The sequence below is a fragment of the Actinotignum saccati genome (assembly GCF_051265055.1).
In the GTDB taxonomy this organism is placed as follows: Bacteria; Actinomycetota; Actinomycetes; order Actinomycetales; family Actinomycetaceae; genus Actinotignum.
Genome location: NZ_JBOZCC010000006.1, coordinates 16,090 through 33,607 on the forward strand (window position 1 = coordinate 16,090; position 17,518 = coordinate 33,607).

The window sequence follows — 17,518 nt, forward strand, 5'->3', positions numbered from 1 at the left end:
GGGACAGGCATGAGTAAAGACAATAAGCCAGGCCGGGGCCTGGGTGTAGGACTAGCGATAGGCGGCCTACTCGTAGTTGCTGGCGTGGTGGCGGTGGTGTGGGCGCTCATCGCACCCGCGACGCCGAGCAGTGAGTCTGCGCCCGGGCCGGTCCCCTCCGTTCCTGCCACCGCGGCTCCCGCGCCGCAGGCGTCGGCGGTGCCTGGGTGTGGTCTGGATTTTAGTGACATGGCGCTACCAGACCGGAATTTCACGCCGGTCTGGCAGGACGGGCCGCTCGGGGTGCGGCTAGCCACGCTTCCGGGCGCGGGTCCGTGCGAGCAGACCCCTGTGGCTCGTGGCTATACGAATACGCCTAAAGGTGCGCTCCTCGCCGCACTCAACTACGTGTCGCTGTCGTCTGTTGGTGGCCCAAACGCGCAAACGGTTCTCGACGAACTCTTGGCTGACGGCCCAGACAAAAAGGTGCTGTTGGAGGCGGCGGGTGAGCTAGCCGGGCGGGTGCTTCCCGCGCCGCGTCTTGTTGGTTTTCAGGTCTTCGACTACGACCTAGACAAGGCGAGTGTCGGGGTGGCGTTCATGCTGGATGCGAAGCCGGGCGTGGTGTTTGGGCGCAGCCTCGACCTTGTCTATGACAAAAAGGAACAGACGTGGCGGACACGGCCGGTGGCGGAAATGAGCACGGTTTTGACCGTCATTGACCGGCCGCTCTCGACTGGGTGGGTGTTATGGACACGGTAGTTTTCGCTGATTACCTCGCGCCCGCGCCAATGTGGGTGCCCGGCGGACCAGCACCGTCTGTCTGCGTGACGGATATATGCGGTTGGAATATCCTGAACCCGCTCGCCTGGGTTGGCAAGGGCATTGGAACCCTCGTCGGTTCTGTCGTTGAGTTGCTCGCTGAAGCAATGGCCGCAGCCTCAATGTGGCTCCTCGAGTTTCTCGTAGGCTTCGTATCCTCCAACCCAAGATTGAATTTGGAGGATACGGAGGCGATTACCTGGATCCATGACTCGCTTTCCTACGCAACCGGGCTTTTCATGCTGCTCGGTGTGCTGGTGGGTGCGGGGTCGATGGCGTGGCATCGCCGCGGTGAACCCCTACGCGACATGCTCGCCTCAGTCATCCAGTTAGTGATCGTAAGCGGCGCGGGCGTGACAGTCGTCCAGCTCCTCATGGAGGCATCTTCCCTTTTTTCAAGCTGGCTCTTGGCTTCGTCGGGGTCGATGGAGAGTGTTCAGGCTGCGATCAATGTGATGATTGATGAGGGCACGAACCTCGCTATCCTGACGATCTTCTTGCTCGCGGCGATGCTACTCGGCACCCTCCTAGCATTGATTTTGCTGTTGTGTCGGGATTCTTTCTTGGTGTTGTTGATTGGTATTTTGCCGCTTTCGGCAGCGGCCACCAACACCGCGGTGGGGCGGCAGTGGTTTGAGAAAACAAAAACCTGGATTATTGCTTTCTTGCTTTATAAGCCGGCGTTCGCGATCATCCTCTCGATAGGGATGCGGCTGATCTCGTCGGGTAGTCCGCCGACCATGACCGCGCGGGTGGAGGAAGCCTGCGGCACGTTCGACGAAGCGAAGCTCGAGGCATATCAGCAGTGTGTCCTGGAGCAGATGAAAGCCGCCATCGGAGACGACAGCTCGCTCACGAATTCCGTCACCACGATTTTGGTTGGTGTGGGTGTGCTGTGCTTGGCGGGGTTTGCTATGCCCGCCCTGATGCGTTTTGTGGTCCCCGCAACCGCCTCCATGAGTTCAGGCGCGGGGATGAGTGGTATCGCGGCCGGCCTCGGCGGAGCAGCGGGATCTTTGGTGGCGTCGGGCGCGATTAAGGTTGCGCGCGGCGGAGTAGCCGCAGCCCGGGGTGGGGTTTCGAAAGTCCGGGCCGCCCGCGCCGCAAAAACAAGCACCACTGGTGCTGCGAGCGGTGGTAGTGGTGGTGTGGGTGCGACCGGCGCAGCCACCACGGGAACCACCGGGACTAGCAGGACAGGCCCGGCGAGTAGGAGTGGCGCGGCTAGTGGTGCGACCAGCGCACCCGCACCGAATACAGACAGCGGGAAGAAGGTGTCGCGGCGTGCGCGGGCGGCGAAGAAGCAGGCACAGACACCCACACTCCCACCCACGCCTCCGGCGTCGGCGGGTGGTCAGGCTAGCGGCGCAGCCCCAACCCCGCCCGCGAAACCGGCCTCGCCTTTCGCCCTACCCACCCGGCAGCCCGGCCGGGGCGCTTTCGATAAGGCCCGCCAGACCGGCGCCTTCACGTCGAACCTAGCCAGCGGTGCGGACGAGAGTGAGGAGCAAGCATGAGCACACCCAGAACCTATGGGCATTGGAGGCGGCCCCAAGCCCCCGGGATAGGCAGGCTTTCCGGGGCGCTCACCGTCGGTGTCTTCGCGCTATTGATTTTGATGGTGTTGGTGCAGATTATTGCTGGGATTATCCCCGCCCTGGTACTCGGTACCATCTGTGGCTCGCTTGGTTTGTTGTTTGCCCGCAAAGACGTGCACTCCGTGTCTTTGGCGGGGAAGATTGGAGAAAGAATGCGATTTTGGCGCTCGCGCAGACGCGGTGAGAATCTCTACCGCGGCGGCCCACTCGGCATAACGGGTGGCCCGTTCATGCTCCCGGGTATTCTCGCACCCACGAGGGTGGCTGATTTTGTGGATGGTTTCGGACGGGATTTCGCCGTCACAACCACCGGAAAAACGGGCACTTTCGCGGTCGTGTTTGCTTGCGAGAGTGAGGGAGCATCCCTCGTCACTCAAGACCAAGTCGACACGTGGGTGGCGCGCTGGGGCCAGTTTTTAGCGCGCCTGGGCGAAGAACCAGGATTGATCGGTGCGAGCGTCGTCGTTGAATCCGCCCCCGATACCGGCTCGCGCCTCCAGCGGGAAATCACCGCAAACAAAGCAGAAAACATCCCACCGCTCGCTGAGCAAATGCTTTCCGAGGTAGCCGACATCTACCCCTATGGTTCCGCGTCCCTGCGGGCCTACGTGACCCTGACGTTTGAGAATCATTTGGGTAAGGGTAGTGGGAAAACACTGGACCTTGAGGCGGCGGGTCAGGAACTCGCCACCCGCCTACCTTCCCTTTCCCAGGCGCTGACTGGTACGGGCGCGGGGTTTGTGCGTCCTTTAGATTCCGTGGGTGTGGGGCGGTTAGTGCGGCTTGCGTATGACCCGGATGCTCAAGAGATTTTCGACGACGCCCTAGCCAGCGGCGAGGCCGTTACCTTGGGGTGGAATGAGGTTGGGCCGAGTGCTACGCAGGCCAACTGGGATAATCTTGTCCACGACAACGCGGTGTCGGTGTCGTGGGTTATGAGCGCAGCCCCACGCGGAATAGTCCAATCCAATATCCTTGCCTCGCTGCTCGCGCCTTCTCCTCGTATTGCCCGCAAACGCGTGGCTCTCTTGTATCGGCCTATCGAGGCCGGACGCGCGGGCGAAATTGTGGAGAAAGACAAAAACGCGGCATCGGTGCGGGTCTCGTCAGCCGCGAATGTGCGGGCGCGTGATGAGGTTGCCTTGGCTCACGCTATGGCGTCGGCGGCTGAGGAAGCCGCGGGCGCTGGGCTAGAGAATTTCGGGATGATCATCACCGCGACCACCCTGCGCGATGCCGGGGACGTGAAAGACATGGCCGATGCGGTGGGGTCGTTGGCATCTAGCGCGCGGATTCGGATCCGTAAATGCTATGGCGGGCAAGATGCCGCCTTCGCGATCTCACTACCTTTGGGGATTATGCCAGGGCGTTATTCCGTGATTAGTGAGAGTGTTCGGGAGGCACTATGACCAGCCAAAGCAATACCGCGGCCTCAATGAACGGGCGGGTGCCTGGTTCGCGTGGGTTTACTGGGCGCGGGGGCGGCCGGCAAGCATACGTTCCTACGCTCCCGCAATGGCGCGGCACCTCGGTGCAGGTATGTGGCCTCTGGCCTTTCGCTAGTGGCGCGCCAGCCCCCTTGATTGGCGTGCCTTTCGGCCAGTGCGAGAAAGGCGGAAGCCTCTCCCCGGTCTGTTTCGATCCCATTAGCTGGTTTAGGGCGGGCATGATTTCCAACCCCTCCATGTTTGTCCTCGGCCTACCGGGTTTGGGTAAGTCCTCAGCGGTGCGGCATATCAGCCTCGGCCTGGCGGGTTTCGGGGTTTCCACAATGGTCCTTGGTGATTTGAAGCCGGATTATGTGGATTTGGTGGAGGCTATGGGTGGCCAGTGCATCACCATCGGCCGCGGCGGGGTGAGCCTGAATCCACTAGACACCGGAAACACGCCCGCAGCCGCCAGCCAGCTCACCGGGCAGGCCCGCCTCGATCTATTGAATAGTGCTCATGCTCGCCAGCTCACCATGCTTTCCTCTCTTGTTGAGCTGGTGCGCGGGGAACGTATTACCGACCGCGAAAGGACTATCCTTGACCGGGCCTTGCGGGTGTGGGATACCCATAATCCGGGAAGCGTGCCGGTAATCGGCGACATCCTCACTATTGTCCGGGCAGCCCCAGACGACGTACGACTCGCGGCACTTGATCGCGGCTCCATCGACCGCTACCTAGAAGTCACGGAGGCTCTCGAGGCGTCACTGATGGCTTTGCTTGGTGGGCGTTTTGGGCAGATATTCGCCGCCCCCACAACCACGCCTATGCGGATGGACCGTAGCGTGGTCTTTGATGTCTCCGCGGTGTCGGGTGCGGATGAAGCATTGCAGGCTGCAGTGTTGCTGGCGTGTTGGTCGTATGGGTTCGGGAATATTACGACGGCGAACATGCTCGCCGACGCCGGTATAGACACGCGCAGGCTGTTTTTCGTGGTCATGGACGAACTCTGGCGCGTCTTGCGCGCTGGGGAGGGCATGGTCGACTCCGTCGACGCCCTCACCCGCCTCAACCGCCAATGGGCGGTAGGCCAGGCCATGATCACCCACACGATGAGCGACCTCGAAGCCCTAGCTTCCGAGCAAGCCCGAGCCAAGGCACGCGGGTTTGTGGAGCGTGCCGGCGTGTGCTTGCTCGGCGGCCTGCCTGAGCGTGAAATGGGTTTGCTTCGCGGTGCCGTACGCCTGAATTCCGCGGAGGAAGACGTACTCACGTCCTGGCAGGATCCTGGAAGCCTTGACCCCGACACCGGCAGGCTTTCGGCACCGGTTGGTCGGGGGCGGTTCCTTATTAAGGTCGGCCGGCAGCCCGGCATTCCAGCCGAATGTGTCCTCACCCCGTGTGAGCGAGATTTGTCTGATACTTCTTGGAGATGGCATGAATAACAACAATAACCACTTCCACCGCCCCATTCCGCGTCGGGTGTGGTTCTCGATCAGTCTCGGGATCCTTTCTACCCTCTATGCCGGACTCTTACTGGCATCTTTTGCCAGCGGGGAGGACATCCCCACCTACCCGTTCAGTATGATGTCCGCTCTACTTAGCGGACAAATAACAGCCAAAACATTGACCCTGGGCATCTTTTTCGCGGTTATTTTCGCTGATCTGACAGGGCGGGCCACCTGGCATCTCCTGCGCTACCTCACCCGGGCCGGACAACAGCGTAACGGCTCCAACGCCTCGGAGGACTGGCATGAACAATAAGCCCGGAACAACCGGCGATACCGGCGTACTGATCGCAACCCTCACCGCTATCGGCGTCGGCGTGTGCCTATGTTTATCCCTTTTCCTAGCCGGCCTCATCACCGGGGAAGCCGTACCGTTTAATCCGCTTGTGCTCGTCATCTACCTGGCAACCGGCAAGCTCCACGTGAGCGGAACAACGTGGGTGATCGCCGGGCTTTTCGCGGGCGTTGTCCTGACTATCGCCGGGGTGGTTTCCTGGCGCGTGTACCGGGTGCGGGGACGGCGGGTACGAGGAGACAACAAAGCCAGATTGACCGGCGGGCGCTCTGCGCGCCAGGCCCTCCAACGCGCTGTCGTTGCCGAGAAAGCCCAGCGCCTGGGCATCACAGGAGATAACCCCGTAGGTTACAAGCTTGGGCGGGCGGTAGACACCGGCGAGATCTTATATGGTGATTTTGAGAGTGTCTCTTTGATGTTGTCCGGGCCGCGTGGTGGTAAAACAGCCGGCTACGCCATCCCCTTGCTTCTCGAGGCGCCCGGATGCGTGCTCGCGACATCGAATAAGCGCGACCTCGTCGACGCCACCCGCTATGCACGCGAGCAACTGGGGGAACGGGTGTGGGTGTTTGACCCCTGCAACATCTTGCAAAAACCAGGCACGATGTGGTGGAATCCCCTCACCTACCTCACCAACGCTGCTTATGGCGGGAGCCTCTTCTCGCGCGCCACCCACCTAGCGAAAGTGCTGGGGGACGCGGCCAGGGCTGGCAGCACCACCAAAACCTATGACAGCTTTTGGGATGGCGGCGGGGAACAAATCCGCGCGTGTTTGCTTGCCGCGGCCGCGCTTGAGCACCGCTCCATGGCCGATGTGTATGCATGGGTGCAATCCACTCTGGATGAAACACCGATAGACATTCTTCGTAACCACGGGATGAGCGAGTTGGCGGCGCTACTCCGTGCACAAATAGACTTGCCCGCCGTCACGAAAGGCGGTATGTGGGCGCACGCCCGTAGTGGTTTGGAATGGGTGGGCGACCCCGAGACGCGCACCTGGTGGGATGGTGGCGGGGCGGAATTCAACCCCGCAGTCTTCGTGCAAACCCGCGAAGCCTTGTTCTCGATGTCCGTCGACGGCGCAGCAATCTCCCCGCTGGTTGCGGCCCTGACGGCCGTAACCTGTTTGGCGGCTGAAAACTACGCACAAGCACAACGCGGCGGGCGGCTCTCTACGCCAATGATGGTCGTGCTCGACGAAGCCGCGAACGTGTGCCCGTGGCGGGAGTTGCCGCGGCTTTACTCTCACATGGGTTCGAAAGGCATCTGCCTCCACACGATCTTGCAATCCTGGTCGCAAGGGGTGAGCGTGTGGGGTGAAGCAGGGATGAACGTGCTCTGGTCCGCGGCGAATAACGTGCTTTATGCGGGTGGTGTGAAAGAGACCGAGATCCTGGCGAAAATCTCGAAGCTTATCGGCACCTATCGCACCTCCCAACGCTCCACGTCGCTCTCGAAGGGGGTGCGATCGACCTCTATCTCCCAAAACTCGCTCGAAGTGCCTATCGCTAGCGAGGCGGAGCTGGCGGCGCTACCGGCTTGGCGTGCCTGGCTTTTCGCCTCAAAATCCCGACCCACGCTCATCCGGCTGTTGCCGTGGTTCGAGGGAGATAAGAAAGAGCTGGTGGAGGAGTCTATTGCCCGCTACGGCTCGAACGCCACACCGACCAACACCGTGCCTGGTGGGGTGCGGGATGCCTGGAACAACTAACAAACAACCCTATTTATTGAGATCAAAGAAAGAGAGAACACCATGAGTGAGCAGACCGAAGACATCATGGACGAAACTGCCGAAAGCTTGGCGGCGTTGTTGAAGGCGGCATCAATGATCGTGGCGCGCGTACAGACCGAGTATGCCGCGCATGTGCAACGCTCGGCACAGCGCGCCGCCACCGCCCAGCAGGCTTTCACCGCGCAATTGGGGGTGGCGCGTCCTTTCCTTGCTCAAGCAAACAACGAGAGATGGTGGGATAGCGCTAGCGCTCTCGATATTGCCCGCATGTATGGCCTAGCAAAGAAATATGCCGGGGCCGATCCGCTGGCGGCGCAAGCACATGCGCGTGTTTCGTCTTTCCTGGAAGACCACGGCATCACCGCCGACATGATCGACGGTGCCGACACCGACACGCTCACACAGGAGCAGGTAGACCGGCTCACCGCCGCGCTTGATGCCAAGCCTGACGTGGCGGCGTCGGAGAAGACATCAGCGGCCGCCACTAACGCGGCCGCAACCACCCCGAGGGCTGGTGTGCCGGGTGCTGGTGTGGAGGGTGAGGCGGCGGCTGAGCCTGTCGCGCCGGTCTTGGGTATTGAGGCGATGAAGCAGAGGATAGCGCAGATGCGGGAGAAAGCCGCAGCCGCCGGTGTCAAATTCGGCGATGCTACCGGCGAAGGAGCACTCACCGGCGAATTGAGCGTGCAGGCCGCCTGCCCTGGTAACCCGGCCGCACGAGCGGACGCAGTCGCGATGCCCGGCAAGAAGAAGCCGAAGGCAACGAGCGTGGCCAGTGAGCAGGCGTCGTTGGCTCAGTAGCATTTTGTGGAAAGTCGATCCTATGGGTTCATCTTGCGTCATGGGTTAGCATGATCTCACGTGATTGTTTTGTGCGTTATCTCGCTTCTTGAGCGAAGAAGCGCACAAAACGATGACAGTACGGCCGCGCCGATTGTCTGTTGCGATGGGAAAGATTGCCGCCGCTAGGCGCATTTGCAGAGAGATGATGCTATGGATCAGCAAGATATCTGGGTAAGTGAGCTTTCTTTAGACCCCGAGAATCCTCGGATCCTTACCGGTAATTCAAACGAATCGCCCGACTCTGCCATGTGGCGTAAAGTGGGGCATACGATTGTCAAACTAGCCCAAGACATTGCGAGCAACGGGCTAAATTTTTCCGACCGTCCCTACGTTATCCCCGATCCTAAAAACGGAGGTTATATCGTTTTAGAAGGCAATCGTCGGCTTATTGCTATCAGAGCCATACTTGACCCTGAATACGCGCCAGAGCAATACAGGTCTGAATTCACCAAGATACATAACAGTATTGATCTCACCCTGTTTGAAACTATCAAATGCGATGTCTACGAGTCCCGCGAGAGCCTCAAGCATTGGATCGAGCTTAAGCACCAGGGTCCGATGGACGGTGCGGGAACCGTTGCCTGGGACCCCGAAGAAAAATATTGGCATCGCCGCCAAAACGGTAAAAAACGTCAATTTGGGGGTGAATTATGGATATGGATGGATCGCGAATATCAAAGTCCTGACTGGAAAGAGCTACTTGCTAAAGCGAAAGCTGGTCAATGGTCCTTCTTGAATCGATTGACCAAAAGGGAATTCCGCGAAAAATTCAAAATGAAGCTCACGAATGGCGAAATTAGTTCAGAATGGTCATCACGTGAACTCGAACGAGCGCTCAAGCATCTTGTGCAAGAAATAGCTGAAGAGCAAATCAATTCACGGAAGCTTCATAATAATCAGCAGGTAACCATCTATGTCCAGGAAGAGCTTGAACCGCTACTTCCCGAGTCACAGCCTAGTTTATTGCCTCCGCAGCTACCGTCACTGGTAAGTGAACAACCGGCTAAAGCTGCGAGAACGCCCGACGAGAAAGGGAAAACTAGCACCGTCTCCACCCCCAGACGCACGTATACCCCTAAACCGAAGGAAGACATCAGATTCTTATTTGATGGAATAAAATTCTCAGGTTTACCTGATCGAATCCATGAACTTGCCGCGCAAGCCCAAAAACTTAATCTCGACGAAGTTCCCGATATTATTGGTATAACCATTAGAGTTCTGGTCGAGCTACTCACCGAAGCTTACGTCAAACCTTCCAAAGAAACAACGCTAAGAAAAAATGTCCGAACCATACTTGAATCAGTTAAGAAACATGATGAAAATAAGTACAAAAGTGAGGGATTCAAGATGCTTTACGACAAGATGTGCATGCTAGAGACCTCGGTAGAGGCTATGATCGCCGAGGCGCACGATTTTGTCCACTCATCAACATGGGTGGGCAACGGGGCAACCGTACGGACGATGAGTATACTTTGGCACCCTCTCGTACACTTCCTGGTTGAGCGACTCAAAGCAGGCAAGACACTCGACGATGACATAAACAGTGGCCACACAAGCGAAAATTTGCCATGATAATACAGTGAAGTACATATCCCCACTGCGATATCCCGGCGGCAAAGCTAGGCTTTACCCTTTCCTCAGCCGGATTATCGCCAGTCAACCCTCTAGGGTGCGCACGTACGGCGAGCCTTTCGCCGGCGGAGTCGGCGCAGGACTGCGCCTGCTAGTCAACGGCGACGTCGACCGACTCCTAATTAATGATGCCAACCCCGGAATCGCAGCCTTCTGGCGGATATGCACGCAACACTCCGATGAGCTAGTCTCTATCATTCAGACCACTCCGGTCACCATTGATACGTGGCATGGACAGCGGGAAATCTACCGGAACCCCACCGCTTATGATGATCTAGCGCTTGGCTTCGCCGCGTTTTTCCTCAACCGGACCAACAGGTCAGGCATTCTCAGCGCCGCACCTATCGGGGGCTTAGATCAGAACGGCAAGTGGAAGATTGATGCACGCTACAACAAGGCCAACCTCGCGGAACGCATCAAACTGATCGGTAGCCTCGGCTCGAGAATCGAAGTATCCGAGAAAGACGCCAAAGAGTTCCTCTCCCGCTATCAGGAAGCGCAAGAAGACATTATCTTCTACGTCGACCCCCCTTACCTCGCAAAGGGTAAGAAGCTATACATGAGTGACTTTTCGCTCGACGATCACACTGCACTGCGAGATACGTTACGGGAGATAACATGCCCGTGGGTCCTCACCTACGATGACGATGCGCTCATCTACGAGAATCTTTATAAAGGATTCCGCCTGGCTCGCTTCGGTATCGCCCACACCGCTAACGTGAACCACCTAGGCTCCGAGATCATCGCTTTTTCCCCGAATGTAGTTATACCTGACCTCGAGGTAACACGAACAAGATCAGCTCTCCCCATCAGAAAAACTCAGTAAACAGCCAAACCCGATACCAGTCGCGGAACCATCAGGAACAACTTCAGTTCATTTCGCAAGGGCCACCGTTCTGTTCCAGGATCAGATACTGTAACCGCAGATCATTGAGCGCATTCTCAAATAGAACTGTCGTAACAGTTTTAAGTCTCATGAGAGTTAAGGGGATGTAGAACAACACAAAATATATCGTGATGATTTCAATAACAAGGAGCATTAGATGCCCTACATAGTCATCAAGCGGAGGGGGGTCTGGGGATTTTAAAAACTCGTTGATAACATCGACATTCAAAGCCAACGCGAAACATCCCGCTAAAACTGCAGTAAATATAAGCGAAACGAACAATGGACGTTTCCAGCAGGGATCTTGCACCGCCACCAGGAATCGATTCCCCATAGAATGGGTGTTTTCTTTGAGCCAATCAAGAACTTGGATTTGATTCCGTACACCGTACTGACGAAGTGTTTTTTCAACACATCGCTTTGCCGGAACACGATAGTTTACCACCAAAGCATTTGTCCAAATAATGAAAACGCAAAGGGTGACAGCCGATAAAATAAGGCACCAGAGGTAGAGAGGCAGCAGCTCTTCTATTTTTGATTCATCTATCTGTTCTATATGGTCATACAAAGGTATCAGCCATACAAACAACAAAGCCCTCGACCATCTAAGCCAGACAAACCGACTCGCACAAAGAAGCCAGGTTAACCAACCGAACTCGCAAAGCCAATTGAACCACTTAGTATCAGGGCGACATTCAAGCCTCTTTTTGAATGTTTTATAAATATCTTCAGGTGTAGCCTGGAGGAAATCCATTCGTTCATTACTACCGGACACTAGACTCGCACCTCTCCACACTTACCCCTGACATAAGCAAACAGAGCACCGACTGGATTATTAATCGGAAGATTCTGCATGGTAATGCAATTTATCGTAGCAAGTTTAGAACACCATTTTAGACTCCAGGAGGTACCAGGTTCAGTTGCAGTTGATAGAATCCTCTCGAATGTCCATAGCGTAACCAACGCGACCGGAGACGCTGTTCTTGAAAGACTGTAGGAATGAGTGATTTCGAAGTACCTGGCAGTGATGTCGAGGTCGATATTGAGCTACCGGGAACGGTCCGTCCCCCGACGGTCAAGCTGCCTTCCGGTTACCATTACGGGGTTACGCGCTACGCCGATGTGATATTACAGCAGGCATTCCCCCAAAAATTCTCCGACATCGTTTCAAATCTTGAGTCTTTCTATATCGATTATGCCGAGGACATTCAGGCGGGTGGCGGCTCGCGGGCACGGCACACGGCACGTCACGACCAAGGACTCACGGATCGTGGTTGGTCGAAGCACAACGTCACTATTGAGAAGCTCGTCGACGGGCAAGCCGTATTCAAGGTTCGCAACCACGAGATAGACGTTTTCACCATGGGTGACGATGGCGACTACCCTGGTATCGCCGATGAGATGGAATGGAACAACAAAGACCCGTTTTTCCATCGAGACCTAAATAACTTCCAGGCTCTACATCGAGAGGGAATCATCGCTGTAGGTATCATCGTCACCCGCGGACCTCGACTGCAAGAACTTCTTGAGTTCCTGGGCAATCACGGCGATTTCCCTAAGACGAAATATGGCAAATCTACCACGCATTGGAACAAGCTCGTACCGATGATTGATATGGGTGGCGGCGGGGAGTGCCCTCTGCTGTGTATTGGGATAGAGCCGGAGAAAGTCCGTGGTCTTCCCATGTGCCTGCTCAAAGATTTCCGGTTCTCAGACGGCAGCACACTCGGCGAACAATAGACGGATATACCCAAAGTAGATCTCATATGAGATCTACTTGTGTTATACTTTTTGCGTGCAGAACCAGATTGAACCGTTACGGGAGAATTCGACCGTCACCCCACTCCCTAGAATTAGTGGTGGCTTTAAAACTATTCTCGCCGATCCGCCTTGGCGTTTTCGTAATCGTACCGGGAAAGTAGCCCCAGAGCATCGTCGCCTGGACCGTTATTCCACGATGAGTCTCGACGACATCAAGGCCTTACCAGTTGAGTCCGTATGCTCCGATAATTCACACCTTTATTTATGGGTCCCGAATGCGCTGTTGCCAGAAGGTCTTGAAGTCATGTCTGCGTGGGGATTCCGGTATGTTTCCAATCTTGTTTGGGCTAAGCGCCGTAAAGATGGAGGCCCCGATGGGCGCGGGGTGGGCTTCTACTTCCGTAATGTCACCGAACTTATCCTCTTTGGAGTGCGGGGGTCTATGCGCACTCTTGCTCCTGCACGCAGTCAAGTGAACATGATTGAGACTCGGAAACGAGAGCACTCTCGCAAACCTGATGAACAGTACGATCTGATTGAGCAGTGTTCTCCCGGGCCTTTCTTAGAACTTTTCGCACGGCATCCTCGTGAAGGTTGGACGGTGTGGGGAGATGAGGCTTCTCCCGATGTTGAACCTCGCGGGAAAGCGCATCGCGGGTACCATGGCGGTCCTTTACTGGTCCCTGCAGTTGAACCTCACGAGAGGCTCAGTCCGAAGTTGCGTGCAGCTGTCGGAGCGAGGTTGTGCCAAGAATACGAACAGGGTTCTAGTATCCGCGAGATCAGTTCGCAAACCGGTTACTCGATTTCACGGGTACGAACGTTATTGCAAGATTCCGGGGTTACTTTCCGCGAACCCGGGCGTCACTATTAATGTGAATGCAACCATTTTGCCTGGGTTGATCGGGACGTGCGGCATATATTCGGCCGAATAACAGGTACCGAGTAAGTGACTGTCCACATAAGCTTCATCGAATCGCTACATGCTTCAAACTGGCCGACTGCTTATATGAAAGGAATGCGAGCTAATGGATAGTGCGGTATTCAAAGGAACCCGCGCCGCTATGGGACTCAGCACCGCAAGTCTTGCCGATCGTCTCGGCATTTCTAAGCGCATGGTTGATTTGTGGGAAGCTGGGCGGTGTCCTGTCCCTGAGGACATTACAAAACGACTCCTTGAGTTCTGGGACCATTGGGTAGGGGAACTCGATAGACTCATGAATCCTACCTACGCAGATGCTGAAACCTTGATCTACTACCGCACCGAGAAATCTTATACAGATGCACACCCGCACGCATCTTTTGATTATCACGAATATAACGCGCTCGTGACTGCGGCTTTTGCCGCGTGTGCCGCCGAGGGATTACCTCGTAAAATCATTTGGGCTTAATCCTGATTGACATCGGCAAAGTAATCGAGTTGATCGTTCACGCGCATGTGCGTCGCCAGCGACACACCAGCTGCGGCATCTACCTCACTGCCGGGAAGTAGATCGACGGGGTGGGTGCCGCTGGTGTGGGTGCGTTTTCGCGCCTCGCAGCTACTTCTTCTCCGGTTTCTTGGGTGAAAGAAACGAACGGCAAAGAAAGATCGACGCCGCTGCGGGCGTAGTGCGTCGTCGCCGTGCATCCTTTGAACACGTTGTTGGGGTCTAGTAAGACTCTCATCATTGGGTCGGCGACGTCGGTGAACCATGCAGCCAGGCCTCCGACGGGCCGCTCGAAGCGGTATATTTCCCACGCTTCCCACATGGCCCGCATCCGCACGCGGGCCTCGGGGTGATCCCACCACAGCGGACACCACACGCAGCCCGTATTTATTGACCTGCGGTAGTTTGGTGCGAGCCATTTCTCGAAGAATTCGAATTCATCGCCATACATTGGTTTGAATTTTCGCTCTTGTCCGGCCATCCCGTTCCCTCCCTTTCGTGTGCTTCTCCGCTCGCCGTCCTACGGCGTCACAGGCCATGCCCGACACTCGGGGTGCTGCCCTGCTCGGGTTTATCGCGTCCGCGACCTCGCCCGTCATCGAACTGGATGTTGGGGCGCGCTGAGCCGTTATATTGGCTCCAGTCCACCGGATTGTATTCCACTCCTGGCAGTCGACCGCCGGCGTCGGTGCGTGGTTCAGGCACGGCAAGTGTTGCGAGAGCGGTCTTGGTTTCTTTTAGCGTGCGGCGGGCAAGCGTGAGTTCGCCGTGGGCCGCCTGAAGCCGGTTAATACCCACGACGATACGTTCCATTGAGTCCATGACTTGGTTGCTGACCCATGCAGCGCGGCTGCGCGGCCGACTTATAGCACTGAGTGCGCGTAGCCCGCTGGTAAACGCGGGCGGGTAGCGGCGCGGCGCGGGTGTGTGTTTGGTTTGGGCGCGCCGGCCTAGGACTTGGGATGCACGGGCGAAGGCGCGGCCGTGTTCTGGGCCGTAGGCGTTTGCGAGGCCGGCGAAGATGGCGGATGCACGCCCGCATGTATCGGCCACCGCCAGGCAATCGCTGGTGTCTGTGTGCTCGATGTCTGTAATGGTTTGGGTGAGTGCTTTTCCGAACTCACTCCATACCTGTGCCTCATCATTGTCACGTGTGCGGGAGGCGGGTTTCCATATCGCTACCGCGCTTGATCGCGTAAGCGGGTTGTCCCACCACGTCTCGCGCAACACCGACAAAGCGACGTCGGCCGACATACGGCTTGAAGAGTACCAGGTGGGTTTGTGTCCGGGTTCGGGTTTAGCGGCCACCGAATACGAGATTGCTTCACTTGCTTCGTCGTTGAGGTGTGCGGATACGAGCAGGCCCGATGCACGCAACCGGGTGGCGAAGTCGCTCTCACTGGCGACGCTGCCGGCGATGTCTCGGATTTTTTCTTCAAGATTGCGTGCTTGCGCGGGCGTATGCGGTGCCGGGTCTTTGAGCGGGTTCCAGAGGTCGGCTGCTTTGCGACGCTCCTCTAGGGTGTCGTTCCACTGGGTGCGTAGGCGGGTGAGGGTGAGGTCGCGGGCCACACGTCCTCCGCCAATCCAGATAGCACGTTTACCGGGTTCTTGTTTGGTGACGGTGTAGGCGACGACACCTTGGCCTTTCGCATATCGGGGCCGGAACTGTATGCCGTGACGGAGGAGTTCTTCGAGGTATTCAGCTTCGGTAGAAGCTGCCCCGGCGGCCAGTCGCATCGCTGTCTCTAAATCGAGACGCAACTCCTTATTGTCCTCATTCTTATAGCCGCGGCTGGCGTAGTTATGTTTGCGTGACTCGAGGACCGCTAGCCCGTATTTTTCCTCGAGTACGGTGCAGACTTCCTGCGAGCGTTTGTAGTCCAACCACGTGTTTGCTTTGGTGCCATCTTCACGCACGAGCACGAGCGCGATATGGATATGGTCGCCGCCATTCTTGGTGAATCCGTGGCGCACAGCTATCCACTGGCACGGCGACTTTGGATTGTTTGCTCGGTTGTCGAATTCCATTCCCTCCACAAAATCACGCGCAATATCGCCCCATGTTTCGTCGCTCAAAGGTTCTTCATCCGGATGCAAAGACAAGCTGCAATGCCAGACGTGTGCGGGTGTTTTTTCTTTCGACACCGGGATAGCCCGCTCTTCGTTATAGTCCCAGCGGGTGACTTCCCCGAGGATTTGAGTGCCGTGTTCGAGCCTGTTTTGGTCGAGGAGTTTCGCGACGATTCTTTTTTCGTCTTGCTCGAGCACGCGCCCGCCGTATGCCCACTCGGCGGCGATGTCTTCGCTGCCGGAAATGATGTGTTGGTTAGTGTGTTCGTTCGCGCGCCCCGGTCCAAACAAGTAACGCACTAGGCCGGCGACGTCGCCGCCGCGCATGATGTTTGGGATCATAAAAGCTCCACCAACCTAATACGAAGTAAGTTGATCGCGTTGACTTGGGATCGTAGCTGCGCAGCAACTTCACGCGCCTCCGCAGGGAAGGCTTGTTCGCTGTTTGCCCAGTGTGCGATCTGGTTGACGTTCGTGGCTTCGCCTTGGATTTGCCGGCGCAGTTTGCGTAGCTCGGCGAGTACTTCGCGTATCTCTCCGGCACTCACTTGCTCAACTTTTTTACCCAGTCCGAAGCGCACCAAATAGTCCGACATCGAGACGCGCGCGCCTGCCGCTTTCATCTTGAGTTCCTCATACTGGGAGGCGCGAAGCTTCAAATGAAAAGACCTGCGCGGGTCATCTTTGGGAGCTGTTGAGGCGTACGTGATCGGCGTGCGCACCGACTCCGCGCTGCTCGCCATCACGCCACCGCCTTTCCCGCAAATAGGCCGCGGTCCGCGCGCACAGCGCGCGCAAACACGGGCGGCCCCTTACGGCTAGTATAGCCGGTCAAGCTGATTCGTGCACATGAATCTTTAGCTTGCTCCACGACACGCGTGTCGTGGAGGTTACGCGCAGCGCTGAGCGGGTCGGCCGGGGCGGGTGGCCGCGTAGCGGCCGGGCGCTCCGATTTGCGCGCGCCTTGGGCGCGCGCCTGCGGGGCCGCTGGGGTGTGGTTGGGGTGTGGTTGGGTGGGTGGTGTATTGCGTGTGCAAGGGTGCCGGGTGGCGTGGGCAGTGCGAATTGTTGCCAAGTTTCTTGTCGGGGTCGTGTGCGTGCAAAGCCCCCTAGTTAGTAGCACCGCAAAAAAGAGCGGCGCAGTGATGTAAGGAGAATTTTCGTGGACGAAAACATGGACACTAACGCGACGACTGGCAGCGCTGGATGCGCGAGTAAAGAGGTGGAGGCGTTGCGCGCGGCCGAACAAGAACGCTTCACCAAACGACTCGAAGCCGGTGTGCACTTGCAAGAAATAGCGGCGCGCTTGCGCGCGCTTGAGGGTGAGTATCGGGGTGCGTGGACGGTGGCGCTTAAGGCTGGGTGGAGTGAGCGCGAACTGAAAAATTACGGACTAACTGCGCCGACTCAAGCGCGTAAAAAGCCGCGCACCAAACGTACACCTAGCCCGAGCGTAGATGCACACAACGTGGAGCAAACGAGCAACGAACAAGACGGCGCAATGTAGTTCGTGACGCATGCAAGGCGGGCGA

17 protein-coding genes are annotated in these 17,518 nt (G+C 57.2%); 13 read left to right on the forward strand and 4 right to left on the reverse strand.

Annotated elements, in window-relative coordinates:
* Positions 1-9 precede the first annotated feature (9 nt).
* From ACRQEC_RS06110 to ACRQEC_RS06150, 9 genes are all read left to right on the forward strand, one after another.
* The gene (locus ACRQEC_RS06110; RefSeq protein ID WP_284890218.1) at positions 10-741 is read left to right on the forward strand and encodes a DUF8175 domain-containg protein; all 732 of its coding nucleotides are present in this window, start codon (positions 10-12) and stop codon (positions 739-741) included.
* Positions 729-2,318 (forward strand): hypothetical protein, encoded by a 1,590-nt coding sequence (locus ACRQEC_RS06115; RefSeq protein WP_284890219.1) that lies wholly within the window; start codon positions 729-731, stop codon positions 2,316-2,318. The genes ACRQEC_RS06110 and ACRQEC_RS06115 overlap by 13 nt, the downstream gene beginning before the upstream one ends.
* Positions 2,315-3,808, forward strand: coding sequence for an SCO6880 family protein (locus tag ACRQEC_RS06120; RefSeq protein ID WP_336620281.1), 1,494 nt, complete (start codon positions 2,315-2,317; stop codon positions 3,806-3,808). The genes ACRQEC_RS06115 and ACRQEC_RS06120 overlap by 4 nt, the downstream gene beginning before the upstream one ends.
* Positions 3,805-5,271 carry a putative type IV secretion/conjugal transfer ATPase gene (locus tag ACRQEC_RS06125; protein ID WP_284890221.1) on the forward strand — a complete coding sequence of 489 codons (1,467 nt, stop codon included), beginning with the start codon at positions 3,805-3,807 and terminating at the stop codon, positions 5,269-5,271. The genes ACRQEC_RS06120 and ACRQEC_RS06125 overlap by 4 nt, the downstream gene beginning before the upstream one ends.
* Entirely contained in the window at positions 5,264-5,590 is a 327-nt protein-coding gene (locus tag ACRQEC_RS06130) for a hypothetical protein (protein ID WP_284890222.1), read from the forward strand. Before ACRQEC_RS06125 ends, ACRQEC_RS06130 begins: the two co-directional genes overlap by 8 nt.
* Positions 5,580-7,340 (forward strand): TraM recognition domain-containing protein, encoded by a 1,761-nt coding sequence (locus ACRQEC_RS06135; RefSeq protein ID WP_284890223.1) that lies wholly within the window; start codon positions 5,580-5,582, stop codon positions 7,338-7,340. The genes ACRQEC_RS06130 and ACRQEC_RS06135 overlap by 11 nt, the downstream gene beginning before the upstream one ends.
* A 42-nt stretch (positions 7,341-7,382) precedes the next feature.
* Positions 7,383-8,162, forward strand: a complete 780-nt coding sequence (locus tag ACRQEC_RS06140) for a hypothetical protein (RefSeq protein ID WP_284890224.1) — start codon at positions 7,383-7,385, stop codon at positions 8,160-8,162.
* A gap of 192 nt (positions 8,163-8,354) precedes the next feature.
* The gene (locus ACRQEC_RS06145) at positions 8,355-9,776 is read left to right on the forward strand and encodes a hypothetical protein (protein WP_284890225.1); all 1,422 of its coding nucleotides are present in this window, start codon (positions 8,355-8,357) and stop codon (positions 9,774-9,776) included.
* A 7-nt stretch (positions 9,777-9,783) separates the two neighbouring features.
* Entirely contained in the window at positions 9,784-10,662 is an 879-nt protein-coding gene (locus tag ACRQEC_RS06150) for a DNA adenine methylase (protein WP_284890226.1), read from the forward strand.
* Between the two features lie 43 nt (positions 10,663-10,705).
* Here the strand turns inward: ACRQEC_RS06150 and ACRQEC_RS06155 are convergent, their stop codons facing one another.
* Complete coding sequence (locus ACRQEC_RS06155; RefSeq protein WP_435713541.1) at positions 10,706-11,476, reverse strand: hypothetical protein; 771 nt, start codon at positions 11,474-11,476, stop codon at positions 10,706-10,708.
* Positions 11,477-11,721: 245 nt separating this feature from the next.
* On the opposite strand from ACRQEC_RS06155, the gene ACRQEC_RS06160 reads away from it, so the two are divergent.
* From ACRQEC_RS06160 to ACRQEC_RS06170, 3 genes are all read left to right on the forward strand, one after another.
* Entirely contained in the window at positions 11,722-12,462 is a 741-nt protein-coding gene (locus ACRQEC_RS06160) for a BglII/BstYI family type II restriction endonuclease (protein ID WP_284890228.1), read from the forward strand.
* A 55-nt stretch (positions 12,463-12,517) separates the two neighbouring features.
* A complete protein-coding gene (locus ACRQEC_RS06165) occupies positions 12,518-13,357 on the forward strand; it encodes an MT-A70 family methyltransferase (RefSeq protein WP_284890229.1) in 840 nt (279 codons plus the stop codon).
* A 154-nt stretch (positions 13,358-13,511) separates the two neighbouring features.
* Positions 13,512-13,874: a helix-turn-helix domain-containing protein gene (locus ACRQEC_RS06170; RefSeq protein WP_284890230.1), complete on the forward strand. Its 363-nt coding sequence runs from the start codon at positions 13,512-13,514 to the stop codon at positions 13,872-13,874.
* A gap of 79 nt (positions 13,875-13,953) precedes the next feature.
* On the opposite strand, the gene ACRQEC_RS06175 is transcribed toward ACRQEC_RS06170, so the two are convergent.
* Genes ACRQEC_RS06175 through ACRQEC_RS06185 form a run of 3 tightly spaced genes read right to left on the reverse strand, consistent with a single transcriptional unit; the run spans position 13,954 to position 16,729 of the window.
* Positions 13,954-14,394, reverse strand: a complete 441-nt coding sequence (locus ACRQEC_RS06175; RefSeq protein ID WP_284890231.1) for a DUF4913 domain-containing protein — start codon at positions 14,392-14,394, stop codon at positions 13,954-13,956.
* 47 nt (positions 14,395-14,441) lie between these two features.
* Positions 14,442-16,328, reverse strand: coding sequence for a relaxase/mobilization nuclease domain-containing protein (locus ACRQEC_RS06180; RefSeq protein WP_284890232.1), 1,887 nt, complete (start codon positions 16,326-16,328; stop codon positions 14,442-14,444).
* Positions 16,325-16,729 carry a MobC family plasmid mobilization relaxosome protein gene (locus ACRQEC_RS06185; RefSeq protein WP_284890297.1) on the reverse strand — a complete coding sequence of 135 codons (405 nt, stop codon included), beginning with the start codon at positions 16,727-16,729 and terminating at the stop codon, positions 16,325-16,327. The genes ACRQEC_RS06180 and ACRQEC_RS06185 overlap by 4 nt, the downstream gene beginning before the upstream one ends.
* Positions 16,730-17,148: 419 nt before the next feature.
* Between ACRQEC_RS06185 and ACRQEC_RS06190 the strand changes: the two genes are divergently transcribed.
* Positions 17,149-17,493: a hypothetical protein gene (locus ACRQEC_RS06190; RefSeq protein WP_284890233.1), complete on the forward strand. Its 345-nt coding sequence runs from the start codon at positions 17,149-17,151 to the stop codon at positions 17,491-17,493.
* The last annotated feature ends 25 nt before the right edge of the window (positions 17,494-17,518 follow it).

Excerpts from the sequence above, each read along its gene's own strand:
- ACRQEC_RS06130 (WP_284890222.1), top strand. The coding sequence starts at position 5,264 with ATGAATAACAACAATAACCACTTCCACCGCCCCATTCCGCGTCGGGTG.
- ACRQEC_RS06125 (WP_284890221.1), top strand. The coding sequence starts at position 3,805 with ATGACCAGCCAAAGCAATACCGCGGCCTCAATGAACGGGCGGGTGCCT.
- ACRQEC_RS06120 (WP_336620281.1), top strand. The coding sequence starts at position 2,315 with ATGAGCACACCCAGAACCTATGGGCATTGGAGGCGGCCCCAAGCCCCC.
- ACRQEC_RS06140 (WP_284890224.1), top strand. The coding sequence starts at position 7,383 with ATGAGTGAGCAGACCGAAGACATCATGGACGAAACTGCCGAAAGCTTG.
- ACRQEC_RS06110 (WP_284890218.1), top strand. The coding sequence starts at position 10 with ATGAGTAAAGACAATAAGCCAGGCCGGGGCCTGGGTGTAGGACTAGCG.
- ACRQEC_RS06115 (WP_284890219.1), top strand. The coding sequence starts at position 729 with ATGGACACGGTAGTTTTCGCTGATTACCTCGCGCCCGCGCCAATGTGG.
- ACRQEC_RS06145 (WP_284890225.1), top strand. The coding sequence starts at position 8,355 with ATGGATCAGCAAGATATCTGGGTAAGTGAGCTTTCTTTAGACCCCGAG.
- ACRQEC_RS06175 (WP_284890231.1), bottom strand. The coding sequence starts at position 14,394 with ATGGCCGGACAAGAGCGAAAATTCAAACCAATGTATGGCGATGAATTC.
- ACRQEC_RS06160 (WP_284890228.1), top strand. The coding sequence starts at position 11,722 with ATGAGTGATTTCGAAGTACCTGGCAGTGATGTCGAGGTCGATATTGAG.
- ACRQEC_RS06185 (WP_284890297.1), bottom strand. The coding sequence starts at position 16,729 with ATGGCGAGCAGCGCGGAGTCGGTGCGCACGCCGATCACGTACGCCTCA.
- ACRQEC_RS06135 (WP_284890223.1), top strand. The coding sequence starts at position 5,580 with ATGAACAATAAGCCCGGAACAACCGGCGATACCGGCGTACTGATCGCA.
- ACRQEC_RS06155 (WP_435713541.1), bottom strand. The coding sequence starts at position 11,476 with ATGGATTTCCTCCAGGCTACACCTGAAGATATTTATAAAACATTCAAA.
- ACRQEC_RS06170 (WP_284890230.1), top strand. The coding sequence starts at position 13,512 with ATGGATAGTGCGGTATTCAAAGGAACCCGCGCCGCTATGGGACTCAGC.
- ACRQEC_RS06180 (WP_284890232.1), bottom strand. The coding sequence starts at position 16,328 with ATGATCCCAAACATCATGCGCGGCGGCGACGTCGCCGGCCTAGTGCGT.